This is a genomic window from Bacillus atrophaeus (genome assembly GCF_001584335.1).
GTDB lineage: Bacteria > Bacillota > Bacilli > Bacillales > Bacillaceae > Bacillus > Bacillus atrophaeus.
In genome coordinates this window covers 262017-276226 of sequence record NZ_LSBB01000001.1, presented here as the reverse complement: position 1 = coordinate 276226, position 14210 = coordinate 262017, and the positions used below count along the sequence as shown (strand labels likewise).

Here is a 14210-nt window from a genome sequence, read left to right as displayed (position 1 = left end):
ATCCGCTTGCTTTTGCCTGTCTTTTTCTAAGCGCTTACATATCAAGGGGCGTTTCTTTTGTTTCAGAAGCGGTTTGGTCGGCCTCACTTTCTTCTTTCCATTTTTGAAAATCCCACATTCTAAAGAACGGATAGTAGATGACAAAGGTAATCAGCAAATTCACAAGCTGCATGACGGAGCCGGAAATTTTGCCTCCTGTCGCAAGATACCCCGATATAAGCGGCGGCATTGTCCATGGAACGGCAATTCCCGCGGGCTTTGCCACCAAGCCGGTGCTCATGCCGATATAAGTCGCTGTAATTGTAATCAGCGGCGTGACGATGAAAGGCACAATTAACAGAGGGTTCATGACAATCGGCATTCCAAATATAATCGGTTCGTTGATATTAAATAAGGCGGGACCGATTCCCAATCTGCCAAGCTGCTTCATCTGTTTGCTGCGAGACCGAACAAGCATTGTCAGCACCAGTGCCAGCGTGGCGCCGCTTCCGCCGACATTGATCCAGATTTGGAAAAACTGCGTGGTAAAAATGCTCGGCAGCGCTTCTCCCGCCTGAAAAGCAAGGCGGTTGACATCCATTGCCCCGTACCAAATCGGCGCCATGACGCCGCCAATGATGGAAGCGCCGTGAATTCCGCATGACCAGAGAAGCATTTGCACAAATTCTGCGACAAGGCTTCCTCCAAGACTGCCGCCAAGGATTGAGAGCGGTGTTCCAAGCAGATCGCCTACGACATTGTGCAGGCTTTCAAACGGCGTCATTTCAATCAGAAGGCGCGCAAGCCACACAAGAAAAATGATGATAAAGCCTGGAATCAGCGCGACAAATGATTTGCTGACAGCCGGCGGTACACCGTCAGGCATATTAAATACGATATTTTTTTGAATGATGTACCGATATACTTCCGTGGAAAATAAGGCAATAATCATGGCGACAAACAGTCCCTTACTGCCAAGCAATGTAATCGGAATTCCGCCTCCAACGAGAATGGACTCCGTTGATCCGTCCGGCGTAAACGGCACTTCAAACGGTGTTGCTAATAAAAAAGCCGCAATAGAAATCGCCCCGGACGAAAGGGCATCCACCCCGTAGCTTTCCGCCAGCCGATAAGCAATGCCAAAGGCGGCAATCATCGCCATAATATCAAATGAGGCGTTTACCGGATAGGCGAGTTTAACCGCCCACTGATCCCCGAATATACTCGCCATAAAATCGGCATAACCCGGAATGGGAAGGCTTGTTAGGATTAAAAAGACTGATCCGATAATAATCAGCGGCATCGTAAGAACAATTCCGTCACGCAAGGCGCTTAAATGTCGCTGCCCGGCAATTTTCCCTGCCACAGGCATGACTTTTTCTTCCATAAACTCATTGAATCCATTCATATTAAAATCCCCCTTTTCATTTTTCTGTGTGAACAGCCTTGCTGTATTTTCTTTATCATATTTTGAAAACGCTTACAATTGCATATGGAATTTTTCCGCTTTTAACGGAAAAAAAATACATATATACTTTCGGAGTGAAGTGAATTCCCCTTTTTTCATGAGCAGTGACCCAACATTTTTCATAGAGACATCAGCTCAATCTGCGGTCAATCAATTAAAAGCATCCAATGAAAAAACAAAGCTGCAAAAGCTGCTGAACCATATTAAACCAAAGAAATAAAACAAAAAATCCTTTAGGGCCGGCCTGACAGCCTTAAAGGATTTTTCCTCTTGTTTCATGATTGATATATAGGTTTTTTATACTATTGATATGAAGTCACGAACAGAATAGAATGGGAGATAGAGATCATAAAATAGGCTGGGATTGTTACTGGTGAAGCAGGCAAGACCTAAAATGTGTAAAAGGGAGACGTATGCCCATTTAGTGCTGTTTACGCGCTTTTCGGCTGCTGTCCTTTGCATATTTTAGGTCTTTTTTTATCATATTTTCCTTCCTGCTTTGAAGAACACCACGCAATCCGAAATCTGTAAAATCTTTCTTGAATATCGGCTCTAGCAGAAACACACTGTTTCAGCCGCTGCCAGGCGAAATCCTTTAAAAGCGGCTCTCTGTACGATGTCTTGCCGCCTGATTCACTGACGCGGGTATTTTTAGACTAAGCATGCAGGAAGAGAAAACGCGAAAATCATTTTGCCTGTCTTCTTTTCATTTGATAGGATATAACAGGTGAAATGCATAGTAATAGTTTTGCATAATAGGAGGTTATAATTGTTGCATAAAGACATTGCAAAAGAATTATTACCTCTGGCAGGAGGAAAAGAAAATATTATCAATATCACCCATTGTACAACTCGGCTGCGCTTCGAAGTCCGAGACGAGACTAAAATAGATATCGCTGCGATTGAGAACATGCAGAGTGTACAAGGGACGTTTTTCAGATATGGATTATTCCAAATTATTTTCGGAGCGGGGATTGTTAATAAAATCTATAAAGAAGTCATCCAGCTATGCCAAGAGGATCAGACGGAACAGCCTATTGCATCAAATCACGAAATGAATGTGATCACGAGGTTTGCCAAGACGTTATCCGACATCTTTGTCCCTATTATTCCCGCGATCGTAGCAAGCGGTTTGCTTATGGGGCTTATCGGGATGATCAAAGTGTTCAACTGGATTTCTCCGCATAGCCCATTTCTCAAAATGCTCGACATCTTTTCGAGCTCGGCTTTTATTATCCTGCCGATATTGGTTGGTTTCAGCGCGGCAAAACAGTTCGGAAGCAATCCATTTGTAGGAGCGGTCATAGGAGGAATCCTTACTCACCCTGACTTGCTTGATCCTTCGATGCTTGGCAGTCAAACGCCCGAGGCTTTACATTTGTTTGGCATGCATGTTCCTTTAATGGGCTATCAGGGGACAATCATCCCCATTCTTTTATCTGTTTATATCATGAGTAAAATTGAGAAACTATTAAAGAAGCTGATACCGGACTCTCTTGATCTTGTGATTATCCCTTTTATTACGGTTATGGTGACAGGGTTTATCGCACTCACGGTGATGGGACCTGCAGCAACATTCATCGGTCATATCATTACTTTTCTTTTAGATTTCGTGTATCAATATGCCGGAACTGCGGCCGGGTTTTTATTCGGAGGGCTATATTCATTAATTGTTCTCTCCGGTTTACATCATAGTTTCTATGTGTTTGAGGCATCTTTGCTTGCAGATCCTAAAATCGGCGTTAACTTTTTGCTGCCAATCTGGTCTATGGCGAATGTGGCTCAGGGCGGAGCAGGATTAGCCGTTTTTTTCAAAACCAAAAATGCCAATTTAAAAAATATATCAATTCCAGCTTCCCTTTCAGCTTTCTTGGGTATAATTGAACCCATTGTGTTTGGCGTTAACTTAAAGCTGGTCAGACCGTTTATCGGGGCATCCATCGGCGGGGCGCTGGGCGGGGCGTATGTTGCCGCTATGCATGTCGTTTCAAATTCATACGGCTTAACCGGCATCCCGATGATTTCGATTATTCTGCCGCTCGGCGTAACGAATTTCGTTCATTATATGATCGGTTTTTCGATTGCAGCGGTCTCAGCTTTCATTGCTACTTTAATTCTGGGGTTTAAAGAAGAGAAAGAATGAGCATTCTATTCCATTTTCATTCATAAAACGGGGGATGAAAGGAAGGCAGCTATGAAAATAAAAAGAATCTTAAATAATAATGCGTTAGTGGTCAAAGATCAAGACGGAGAAAAAATCCTCCTCGGATCTGGAATCGCCTTTGAAAAAAGAAAAAATGATATTGTAGATAAATCCAAGATTGAAAAAACATTCGTCATGAAAAACTCATCAGAATCCCAACAGTTTGAAGAGATTTTAGAAACATTGCCTGAAGATCATATTCAAGTCTCTGAGGACATCATTTCGCATGCGGAAAAAGAACTCGACATCAAAATCAATGAACGGATTCATGTCGCTTTCTCTGATCACTTATCATTTGCCATCGAGCGTTTGAGCAAAGGAATGGTCATTAAAAATCCGCTGCTTAATGAAATTAAAGTTCTTTACACTAAAGAATTCCAAATCGGCCTCTGGGCTAAGGCTTTAATTAAAGAAAAGCTCAACATTGACATTCCTGAAGACGAAGTCGGCAACATCGCCCTGCATCTTCATACGGCGAGAACGAGTGCCGGGAGTATGACACAAACGCTTGATATTACGACGATGATACGGGATATTATAGGAATGATTGAAGCAAAACTAGACATCAGCATTGTAGAGGATACCATCTCATACGAGCGGCTTGTCACCCATCTTCGCTTTGCGATCCAGCATATAAAAGCGGGAGAAACATTTTATGAATTAGATTCAGAAATGATGGCTCTCATTAAAAAGAAATTCAAGAAAGCTTTTTTATGCGCCCGGCAGGCAGGGGAATTTATCAAAAGCGAGTATGGGTTTGAATTTCCTGAAAAAGAATTATGCTATATCGCGATGCATATCCAAAGATACTATAATCGATCTGTTTCGTTGTAAAGCACAAACAAAACGCTTTTGAAGCCAAGTTATAGCCTCAAAAGCGTTTTGTTTATTTGTATCAGCTTGTCGTACTATCGTATTCATCGTGTATTTTTTCAATATTTAAAATCCTATTGATTCATTGCCGTCTGGCTTATAGTGCTCCACTTCGTATAGGACATATAGTGGAAGTACAGATCACGATAAGGATGAGTTGTATTGGAGTTCCATGGCTTGTTTCCTCCGCAAAAGTGCACGATGGCCGGGTTCGCTCTCGTTTCCATATAACGTTTTCGGTCGAGAAGAGTCGGCGGGGTTTTTTCTTTTAATAGAATATGAGTTTGCGCGTTCCACCGCGGATGAAGCTCTTGCCACTGATCACATAAAATCGCATTAAGTGCATCTTGGTCATGGAAGACGAGAAAATCTTCCGAACTGTTTTCATTAATAAAATTGATCACTTTTTCAGAAATATTCTGCTTTCTCCATGGTTCAAAATCAATAATCATAATGCCTGAATTGAAATACTTAGCAGTGTCGCTGATATTCATTTTTTTCAGGCGCTCATGCTGACCCGCGTCCTCTACAGCGGCCACAATTGCCGGGGAAATATCCATGTCCCACAGAACTGAAATATCCTCTAATACAATTGCGTCACAATCAACATAAATCATCCGTTTCACGCTCTCATCCTGAATTAAATCAGGAATCGAAATTCGATAATAAGCCGCCTTTGTAATATGGCTGCTTTCCACCGCATGCTGATACTGGTTGGCGTCAACCTTTAAAAATTCAATCGGCACTCCGAATTTCATTGTTGTTTGTTCTAATCTTTTTTTATTGCCGGGTTCAATCCCGCCATCTATCACATATAATTTCACGTCTCTGTTTTGATTCATATTAGTCAATAAAGAAACGAACATCCCACCTAAATGACGAGCATAATTATCATCAGCGCATGATACGATATGCATGGTTTCATCTTTCTTCAATGGTATTCATCTCCCTTTGTTTTGTATAGGTTACATTCCCTTTTTTAAAAGTTTAAACACAATTCCCTGAAAAATTTTGAAAGAGAATGTGCTATACAAAAAGCGAGACATACAATTATTTGATTGTTTTGAGCCTGTGATAGAGCCAATAGATAATTAAAAAACTGATGATCATCACGGCCTCTGCTGACGCAATATACCACGGCCAAGGACCAAGTACGTCCAAAAGAGATGACTCACTGGGTTTTTTCATGAGATACAAATAATTGGAGCCAATCCAGCGATTGATGAAGTAAACGCAAACCCCGTACACATTCACAATGAGGACCGTTATCCATAGAGAGCGCATCTTCAGTTTCCAATTTTCAACAAAGGCCATAAATAAACAAGATAAAAAAACAGACCCATGAGACATAAAGAAGATGAGGTAACGGAAGTGCGGAAATGAATACATACCGAGATTCGGCGTCAGCATGGCTTGCAGCGAACTCCCCAAGCCGGCAAAAATCAAAAACGAAAACATCTTTTTGTTTCTTGTGAGCAGCATGGCCGCGCAAAGATATACCGATAAGTCACTGAGCTCGAGAGGCAGAGAAGTCCGCACAGACCAGGTTCCGTAATAAAGCCTCCATATGTGGTAGCTGATTTGTGATGCAAGCAGAAGAAACGCAAGCAAATAACGAATCACTCTGCCTGAAGAAGGCCGTTTAAGTCTTCGGCTGACAAAAAAAAGACAGACACCCAATCCCCCTATTATCAACAGGGTCACCAGATGTTCGATTGAGAAAAGATGAAAAGGATCGTGCTTGTATGAAGGCTGAATATATGTTTGCAAGTGTGACACCCCATTTCCGCCTTTTTTCTTTATTCTGTGATCCTTCGGAACTACATATACCTTATAAAGCGAATTAAGTCTTTCGGATGATTTCTCTTTCATCTTGCAGGAGATTCCCTTCGTGTCCCGAATAGTTTGTCATTCGAATAAAAAGGGAGGCATTAATATGAAAATGAAGTTTCTTCCATTGGCTTTAACCGCTTTTCTGACTGTCGGCACAGTCATTTCACCGATCACCCCTGCTGCCCGCACTGCGCAAGCGGCAGATACGGTGAAAAAGGAACACAACATAGCGCATTCTTTTAAATCAGAGCGCGCCTATGCCACGGTTTCACAGCTTAGCGAGAAGATCGGCCCAAGGGTTGCAGGCACAGCGGCAGAAAAAAAGAGCGCCCTTTTGCTTGCCGCTGCTTTCAAAAAACAAAAGCTTGATGTCAGTGTTCAAACATTTGGTATACCCGATCGCCTTGAGGGTGCTCTCACCGCAAACGGCCATGACATCCCTCTTCGCGCCGCCTCAGGTTCTGTGCCTACTCCAAATGAGGGACTGACTGCGCCTCTATTTGATGCCGGGCTGGGATACCCCGAAGATTTTACGGCTGATTCTGAAGGGAAAATTGCACTCATTTCCAGAGGAGAGCTGACCTTTTATGAAAAAGCGAAAAACGCAGCCGCCGCGGGAGCCAAAGCTGTGATTATTTACAATAACGCGGACAGCACTGTTCCGTTCACTCCAAATTTAAGCGGCCATACTGTTGATATTCCCGTGGTCGGCATTAAAAAAGAAGATGGAACCGCTCTTTTAACCCAAAAAGAAGCGACCCTTCAGCTAAAGGCATTCACTAACCAAACCTCCCAAAACATCATCGGTGTCAGAAAGCCAAAACATGTGAAAAATCCGGGCATTGTGTATGTAACCGCCCACTACGACAGCGTTCCGTCTTCACCCGGCGCAAATGATAACGCGTCAGGAACATCCGTGATGCTGGAAATGGCCCGGATTTTAAAGAAGATTCCGTCTGATAAAGAAATACGTTTCATCGCTTTCGGAGCTGAAGAACTCGGGCTGCTCGGCTCAAACGAATATGTAAATCGGCTGTCAGAACAAGAGGCCGGACGCAGTATCGTTAATTTCAATTTGGACATGGTCGGCACCAGCTGGGAAAGTGCGACCGAGCTTTATGTCAACACGGTTGACGGAGCGTCAAATCTAGTGTGGCAATCAAGTAAAGCTGCCGCCGGAAAACTAGGCTTTAATCATCTATCTCTGAAGAAAGGCGGGTCCTCTGACCATGTACCATTCCACGGAGCTGGCATCGACTCGGCGAACTTCATATGGGGCGATCCTGAAACAGGCGCAGTGGAACCGTGGTATCACACACCAAATGACAGCATTAAACACGTCAGCAAAGAACGGCTTCAGCAGGCAGGGGAAATCGTCACAGCCTCTCTTTATCACGTTATAAAAAAAGAGACAAAGCACAGTGAGACTAAGAAGAAAAAACAGGTGGAGGCGAAAGACAAGTTTGAAGACTTTAAATAAAAGATCGGGCGGCGCGTAATGCGCCGCCCGATCATCATTTATAACGCTGCAGTTTTAAAAACGATATTTTCCTGCATCAATTTTTGCACTTCAATGGCTTTGTTATAGAAAAAAACAGCGTCTTGATGCTGTTCACGTTTATGATAAACTGCCGCGGTTTCCCACGCAAGCTCCTCCAGAACAGCATATAATTTCCTTAATTCAAGTTCATGAAAAGCATTGACTACCAGAATGGGATCATTTTTTATGTAAAGACCATTTATCGTTTGAAAAGCAGAAAGCGCTGCTTGATTATTTGTGTCCTTAGCAAGCTGCATCCCTTGTTCAAACAGAACGGCTGCCTCTTGAACCAATCCCTGTCTAAAACGTATATGGGTCAGGCCAAGAATTGATTTCAGTTTAAAAGACCGCGTCTGGCCGGCATCAGAAACTGCGGCTGCCTGCTGAAAAAATGACACCGCTTCCTCCAGCTTGTTTTCTTTGGCAGAGCATTTCCCCAGATAATAAAACGAAGCAGATTTCAAGCGTGATTTACCCAATTCATCCGCTTGACGCAAGACGCTTTGAAGGTGCTCCACCGCTTTGTCAAACTGTGAGACACGCATCAGATTTCTCGCGAAAATAAACGCACATTCCGCTCTTCTTATGCCATATAATTCAAACTGTTTATAAATGTCCATGGCTTGATTGGCATAGTTCATCGAAAAAAACGTTTGATGCAAATCACAATAGATCTCGGCCAATTTATAATAAAATTCAGCTTTCTCAATTTTATCCTCTACTACATAAAGCATAGACTCTGCCTTTTGATAAGAAGCAATCGCATCCATAATTTCTCTGTTTCTATACTCGTACATCCCTCGAAAGAAATAATAATAATAATCAAGGAGACCTGTGAGTTTTTGCTGATTTGCCTCGATTTGCTCTAAAAGCTCAGATAACGAACGATCTGCTTCTATCGATCCTTCCGGCAAAAAAACGCTAAGCATCAATTCATGCCTGAATTCAAGCAAGGAAAAATAGAGAAGGAGGTCTTGATTTTCTTCCATCATATCAAGCTCTTCTTTGACGGCAAGCTTTAATGCCTCTGCTTCCGAGACCTCAAATTCACGAATCAACCTATACCATTGGTTCAGCTTATTACCTACAATTGCAGACGGAATCTTTTGTTCATGCAAGACCCACCCCACCCTTCATCTTACATTTTTATTCTATATTAACACATTCAGTAAAATGTTAGCGAATCAAACGAAGTGCTTGCAGGCAACTTGAATGTCTGTTACAATTCGTTTCATAGCTAATGATTCTGACATTTTAAGGAGCAGCATACTATTGGAAAGAAAACACAAGAATTTTCACCTGAGTGAAGCAGAACAAGACACGCTGAAGCAGCTTAAACAAATGCCGATTGCGTCTCTTCATACGGAAGCAGCCTCAGTTGCCACGACTCTTTACCGGTCAGCTCAGCAGCTTCGTTTAAAAATGGAAAAGGAAGTCCTTTCCTCTTATAAACTGTCCTGGACAGCTTTTTCGATTCTTTATGATTTATGGGTGTGGGATAAGCTTGAAACGAGAAAGCTCGCGCAGCTGTCAGGCATTTCAACAGCCACAGCAAGCAACGTCACCAACACACTCGAGAAAAAGAAGCTTTGCTTTAGAAGCACGGACAAAAGAGACCGCAGACTTGTGTTTGTGACCATTACGGAAGAGGGCAAAAAAGCGATTGAAGAGCTTTATCCCGACTTTCATAAAGGAGAAATAGAGCTGGTTGCGGGTTTAAGCAACGACGAGCAAAAAACGCTTTCTGCGCTGCTAAAAAAAGTAGCCGACATTCTAACAACATAACAGCAACGATGGGAACCCAGTAGCAGATTGCCTCCCTGTATCAGAGAGCCGGCGGAAGGTGCGAGCCGGTACAAAGGCAGCTGTGAATTACCTCCCTGAGCTTTCTTTGTGAACAGAAGTAGCAAAGGACGGGAGACCGTTATCTGGTTTGAGCGGAAGACTGATGTCTTCAATTAGGGTGGTACCGCGTGCATACAGCCACGTCCCTTTTCGGGATGTGGCTTTTTTGCGTTGAATAAAATAGAGGAGGAACAGCTATGGATACGATACACCTGACAGCTTCACAGCAAAAAGAGGTAGAACGGCAGCTGGATTTATATATGACAGGAGCTCAGGAAGTCATCCCGCCGGAAGAATTAAGAATGAAAATCGCAAAATCGGTAGCAACAGGCATGCCTTTAAAAATCAAGCTTGGGTTAGACCCATCGGCGCCGGACGTCCACTTAGGGCATACCGTCGTTTTAAACAAACTGCGCCAATTTCAAGAAAACGGCCATATCGTGCAGCTCCTGATCGGAGACTTCACAGGGAAAATCGGTGATCCGACGGGGAAATCAACCGCAAGAAAACAACTGACAGATGAAGAGGTTCAGCATAATGCCAAAACATACTTTGAACAGTTCGGAAAAGTGCTGGACAAAGAAAAAGTAGAGCTGCATTACAATTCGAAATGGCTGAAAGAGCTGAATTTAGAAGACGTCATTGAGTTAGCAGGGAAAATAACTGTCGCCCGCCTCATGGAGCGGGATGATTTTGAAGAAAGAATCGCGATGCAAAAACCGATCTCCCTGCACGAATTTTTCTACCCATTAATGCAAGGCTACGATTCAGTCGTCTTAGAAAGCGATATTGAACTCGGCGGTACCGACCAGCATTTCAACGTTCTGATGGGCCGGCATTTTCAAGAACGCTATAAAAAAGAAAAACAAGTCGTCATCCTTATGCCGCTTTTGGAAGGATTAGACGGCGTCGAAAAAATGTCTAAATCCAAGCACAACTACATCGGCATTGATGAGAATCCGAATGATATGTACGGAAAAACAATGTCACTGCCGGACAGTTTGATGAAAAAATACATCCACCTTGCAACCGATTTAGAGCTTGAAGACAAAAAACGGCTGGTGAAAGACTTAGAGACCGGAGCCCTCCATCCAAGAGACGCAAAAATGTTCTTAGGTAAAACCATTGTCAGAATGTATCACGGAGAAGAAGCAGCCGAAGCGGCCGAGCAGCAATTCAAACGGGTCTTTCAACAAAACAGCCTGCCCGAAGACATCGCAACGGTACATTGGAAAGGTGATCAAACAACACCTATTATAGATTTACTTGTGACATTAGAACTTCTTCCGTCCAAGAGTGAGGCGCGCCGCATGATTCAAAACGGCGGGGTTAAAATAAACGGAGAAAAAGCAGAAAATATTCATGCAGACATTCAAGTTCTGCCTCAGATGACCATCCAAGTCGGCAAACGAAAATTTGTAAGATTAACAGTCAGCGAATAACTCAAAAAAGGCCAGGAGTCGTACCTCCGGCCTTTTTTGCCATTTCATGATGGACCAGCGGACAGCCCGTGTCCAAGCCAAGCGCCCCGTTAATCCACTTCATTCTTAATCCCAAGCATCTTTTCATCTAAATAATGGGCAATTTCCGCCGCTTCTTTCAGCTCATCTGTCAAATGCTTCGGGACATCGTTATTTAATTTATAGTAAATTTTATGCTCAAGACTGGCCCAGAAATCCATGGCGATCGTACGAATCTGAATCTCAGCCTTCACATATTCCACCCGATTGGTTAAATACACCGGAATTTCAATGATTAAATGCAGGCTTCGATAGCCGTTCGCTTTCGGATTTTTAATATAATCTTTTACTTTTACAATGTTTAAATCCTCATGCTGCTTCAGCACTTCAGCAATATTATAAATATCGGAAATAAATGAACAAATGATACGCACGCCGGCGATATCATGGATATGCTCCTTCATTTCATGTGTCGTAATCTCGCATCCTTTGCGCATCAGCTTATTCACTATGCTCTCAAAGCTTTTCACACGTGATTTGGTATGTTCAATCGGGTTATGCCCGTGAATCAGGTTATATTCCTGGCTGATGATTGAGAACTTTGTATCAAGTTCATCTAACGCAAATTTATATACTAATAATTCATTTTTCCAATCTTCCATGACTGTTTTTAAATCATCCATATTTGTCGTAGTTAAATCCATCATTGTCATCTCCTTTGAACGGATGCATCATCCTGTCCATGTACTAGACGGATTTACCGGCAGCGGGGTTTTATGTTTTTTTTTACAAAACGACTTCGAATATGACAGATTGCTGAACAAGATATCCGCCTTTTTAACACTTGTCCGTCTGCGCTTAGCTCCGGTAATGAAGAAAAAAGCTTACAAGAATACCGTTTTCCTGTAAGCTTTTTCCCTTTTTATTTAAAATAACTGATCAGTAATCCGATAGACAGCAGAAATCCGAAGAATGTATTCGTCTGCGCTGTTGATTTCATTGCCACGATCATGTTCATCGGCAGTTCTTTCTTAACAAAGCCTTTAATCGCCTGCACCGGTTTTGGCACACTTAGAAAGACCAAAAAGAGCCATGGGCTTGTGTCTCCCATAATAACCAATCCGACAATCCAAATATAAGCGACAGCAAAGGAAGCGGCTAATAGGATGACGGCCCCCTTATGCCCCATCAGGATGGCCAATGTTTTACGGCCGCCTTTTTTGTCTTCTTCTATATCGCGGATGTTGTTTGACAGGTTGATCGCACCGACAAGAATAGCGATAGGAATCGAGATCAGAATGCTTTGTGTATTAATCATATCAGTCTGAATGAAAAAAGAGATAAGGACAAAAACAGATCCCATACATATGCCTGAAAACAATTCGCCGAACGGGGTGTACGCAATCGGAAGCGGCCCGCCAGTGTACAAATAACCTACAGCCATACCGACAAGTCCGATAACAGCCAGCCACCAGCTGCTGCTCATACAGATATACACTCCGAGCAGAATGGCGATTCCATATGATCCCAAGGCTAACTGCAAAATCGTCTTCGGCTTCATTCCGTGTCTTACAATCGCTCCACCGATCCCGACAGAATCCTCTGTGTCTAATCCTCGTTTAAAATCGTAGTATTCATTAAATAAGTTCGTGGCAATCTGAATCCATAAGCAAGAAAACAGCATTGCGATAAACAGCAATATATCAACCTTCACATAAAACATCGCCAATACCGTTCCGAGCAACACGGGTACAAACGATGCCGTTAATGTATGAGGACGGGTTAATTGCCAGAGAATGTGCCCCAGACTTTCTTTTTCCGGCGCTTTCCGGCCTCCACCCTTATTTTTTTCGTTCATCTTCCTCTTCCTTTCTATTAAAAGGCTTACGTTTTCCAGCCGTCAGTCGTGATGAAAATGAGACATGGATGCCATCAAATGGCAGGTTATATGATGTTTCTGCTCCCTTATCTATCATAATAACTTCTCTCATATTTCACAAGACGCTAAAGGGCATGATAAAAAGCTCTATTTTGCCATGAAAAGCAGCGGCAGACCGCCCGCTCCCCCTTTATTAAGCCTCCCGCGTCCGGAAAGCAAAAAGAATTTTTTTAAATACAATACTTTTTCTATAAGTTAAAAAGCTGCGCTTACATTCCTTCGTCCTCAAACCGCTGAATATCACGTTTACGCCCCAAGACCACAAAGCAATTGTTTTCTTCTATCCTTGTTTCCGGGTTCGGAGCGACTTCTACCTTGCCTTCCTTATTAACGGCTAAAATCGTGCAGCCATATTTCGCACGGTCATCAAGTTCCAGAATGGTTTTGTCATGAAGCTTGCGCGTCGCCCTCAATTCGACAACGCTGTAATCTTCGGACAACTCAATGTAATCAAGAATTTTTTCGTCGGCAAGGCGCTGTGCGACTCGAACGCCCATATCTTTTTCCGGATGAATGATACGATCTGCGCCTACCTTTTCCAGCACTTTATGATGATAGTGGTTTTGCGCTTTTACCCACACATTTTTGATGTTCATTTCTTTTAAAAACAAGGTTGTTAAAATACTTGTTTGGATATCGGCTCCGATTGCCACGATTACATATTCAAAGTTGCGGATGCCAAGCGCTTTCAGTACATTTTCTTCAGCTGCGTTTGCGTGGATAGTCTGGGTAGAGTATGGCGCATATGCATTTACCTTGTCCTCATTCATATCGATTGCAAGAACTTCATGCCCCATCTCATAAAGCTCCTTGCAGATGCTTCCGCCAAAACGCCCCAGCCCGATGATGGCAAACTGCTTTTTCTTTTTTCCCATGCATCTTCTCCTTACTTTCGGCGAATCGGGTGTATGTGACCTTGAATTTGCCGCCTTTTTTCATTATTATTGTGCAGGCGGCGATATTACATTCGTCTGGCTTTAACTTTAAAAAAATGACCGATTCGTGTTAAGCAAATGTTAAGGTAAAATAGAAAGGGATTTTATTAAATTTATGAAACTTTTTGCTTATCC

The 14210-nt window shown here is 42.8% G+C and carries 12 protein-coding genes, 1 pseudogene and 1 other annotated feature; of the genes and pseudogenes, 6 read left to right on the top strand and 7 right to left on the bottom strand.

The window, feature by feature from the left end; all coding sequences use genetic code 11:
- Positions 1-34: 34 nt before the first annotated feature.
- Positions 35-1387, bottom strand: coding sequence for a PTS cellobiose transporter subunit IIC (gene celB / locus AXI57_RS01315; protein WP_010790318.1), 1353 nt, complete (start codon positions 1385-1387; stop codon positions 35-37).
- A 181-nt stretch (positions 1388-1568) separates the two neighbouring features.
- Here celB and AXI57_RS21895 point away from each other — a divergent pair.
- From AXI57_RS21895 to AXI57_RS01305, 3 genes and pseudogenes are all read left to right on the top strand, one after another.
- A pseudogene (locus AXI57_RS21895) lies at positions 1569-1667 on the top strand (hypothetical protein); the annotation flags it as partial.
- Between the two features lie 552 nt (positions 1668-2219).
- Positions 2220-3590, top strand: coding sequence for a sucrose-specific PTS transporter subunit IIBC (locus AXI57_RS01310; RefSeq protein ID WP_081112745.1), 1371 nt, complete (start codon positions 2220-2222; stop codon positions 3588-3590).
- Positions 3591-3641: 51 nt separating this feature from the next.
- Positions 3642-4484, top strand: coding sequence for a PRD domain-containing protein (locus AXI57_RS01305; RefSeq protein ID WP_003326376.1), 843 nt, complete (start codon positions 3642-3644; stop codon positions 4482-4484).
- 113 nt (positions 4485-4597) lie between these two features.
- On the opposite strand, the gene AXI57_RS01300 is transcribed toward AXI57_RS01305, so the two are convergent.
- Both AXI57_RS01300 and AXI57_RS01295 read right to left on the bottom strand, forming a co-directional pair.
- Positions 4598-5458, bottom strand: a complete 861-nt coding sequence (locus AXI57_RS01300; protein WP_013390692.1) for a glycosyltransferase family 8 protein — start codon at positions 5456-5458, stop codon at positions 4598-4600.
- Between the two features lie 115 nt (positions 5459-5573).
- Positions 5574-6293 carry a YwaF family protein gene (locus AXI57_RS01295; protein ID WP_061669416.1) on the bottom strand — a complete coding sequence of 240 codons (720 nt, stop codon included), beginning with the start codon at positions 6291-6293 and terminating at the stop codon, positions 5574-5576.
- Positions 6294-6459: 166 nt separating this feature from the next.
- On the opposite strand from AXI57_RS01295, the gene AXI57_RS01290 reads away from it, so the two are divergent.
- Positions 6460-7836, top strand: a complete 1377-nt coding sequence (locus AXI57_RS01290; RefSeq protein ID WP_003326371.1) for a M28 family peptidase — start codon at positions 6460-6462, stop codon at positions 7834-7836.
- Positions 7837-7874: 38 nt separating this feature from the next.
- Here AXI57_RS01290 and AXI57_RS01285 read toward each other — a convergent pair whose 3' ends face one another.
- Positions 7875-9014, bottom strand: a complete 1140-nt coding sequence (locus tag AXI57_RS01285) for a response regulator aspartate phosphatase (protein WP_061669025.1) — start codon at positions 9012-9014, stop codon at positions 7875-7877.
- A gap of 223 nt (positions 9015-9237) precedes the next feature.
- Here AXI57_RS01285 and AXI57_RS01280 point away from each other — a divergent pair, with 223 nt between their 5' ends.
- On the top strand, positions 9238-9681 hold the full coding sequence (locus AXI57_RS01280) for a MarR family winged helix-turn-helix transcriptional regulator (RefSeq protein WP_371845675.1): 444 nt from the start codon (positions 9238-9240) through the stop codon (positions 9679-9681).
- Positions 9678-9892, top strand: a binding site (T-box leader). (Overlaps the previous gene by 4 nt.)
- Positions 9893-9938: 46 nt before the next feature.
- Positions 9939-11183, top strand: coding sequence for a tyrosine--tRNA ligase (tyrS, locus tag AXI57_RS01275; protein WP_061669023.1), 1245 nt, complete (start codon positions 9939-9941; stop codon positions 11181-11183).
- Positions 11184-11272: 89 nt separating this feature from the next.
- Here tyrS and ywaC read toward each other — a convergent pair whose 3' ends face one another.
- The 3 genes from ywaC to AXI57_RS01260 form a co-directional block, all read right to left on the bottom strand.
- A complete protein-coding gene (gene ywaC / locus AXI57_RS01270; protein WP_003326366.1) occupies positions 11273-11905 on the bottom strand; it encodes a GTP pyrophosphokinase YwaC in 633 nt (210 codons plus the stop codon).
- A gap of 218 nt (positions 11906-12123) precedes the next feature.
- On the bottom strand, positions 12124-13059 hold the full coding sequence (locus tag AXI57_RS01265; RefSeq protein ID WP_003326364.1) for a 1,4-dihydroxy-2-naphthoate polyprenyltransferase: 936 nt from the start codon (positions 13057-13059) through the stop codon (positions 12124-12126).
- 290 nt (positions 13060-13349) lie between these two features.
- The gene (locus AXI57_RS01260) at positions 13350-14015 is read right to left on the bottom strand and encodes a potassium channel family protein (protein ID WP_061669022.1); all 666 of its coding nucleotides are present in this window, start codon (positions 14013-14015) and stop codon (positions 13350-13352) included.
- Positions 14016-14210: the final 195 nt, after the last annotated feature.

Coding starts and splice junctions, on each gene's coding strand:
- celB (WP_010790318.1), bottom strand. CDS start 1,387: ATGAATGGATTCAATGAGTTTATGGAAGAAAAAGTCATGCCTGTGGCA.
- AXI57_RS01305 (WP_003326376.1), top strand. CDS start 3,642: ATGAAAATAAAAAGAATCTTAAATAATAATGCGTTAGTGGTCAAAGAT.
- AXI57_RS01290 (WP_003326371.1), top strand. CDS start 6,460: ATGAAAATGAAGTTTCTTCCATTGGCTTTAACCGCTTTTCTGACTGTC.
- AXI57_RS01280 (WP_371845675.1), top strand. CDS start 9,238: ATGCCGATTGCGTCTCTTCATACGGAAGCAGCCTCAGTTGCCACGACT.
- tyrS (WP_061669023.1), top strand. CDS start 9,939: ATGGATACGATACACCTGACAGCTTCACAGCAAAAAGAGGTAGAACGG.
- ywaC (WP_003326366.1), bottom strand. CDS start 11,905: ATGGATTTAACTACGACAAATATGGATGATTTAAAAACAGTCATGGAA.
- AXI57_RS01265 (WP_003326364.1), bottom strand. CDS start 13,059: ATGAACGAAAAAAATAAGGGTGGAGGCCGGAAAGCGCCGGAAAAAGAA.
- AXI57_RS01260 (WP_061669022.1), bottom strand. CDS start 14,015: ATGGGAAAAAAGAAAAAGCAGTTTGCCATCATCGGGCTGGGGCGTTTT.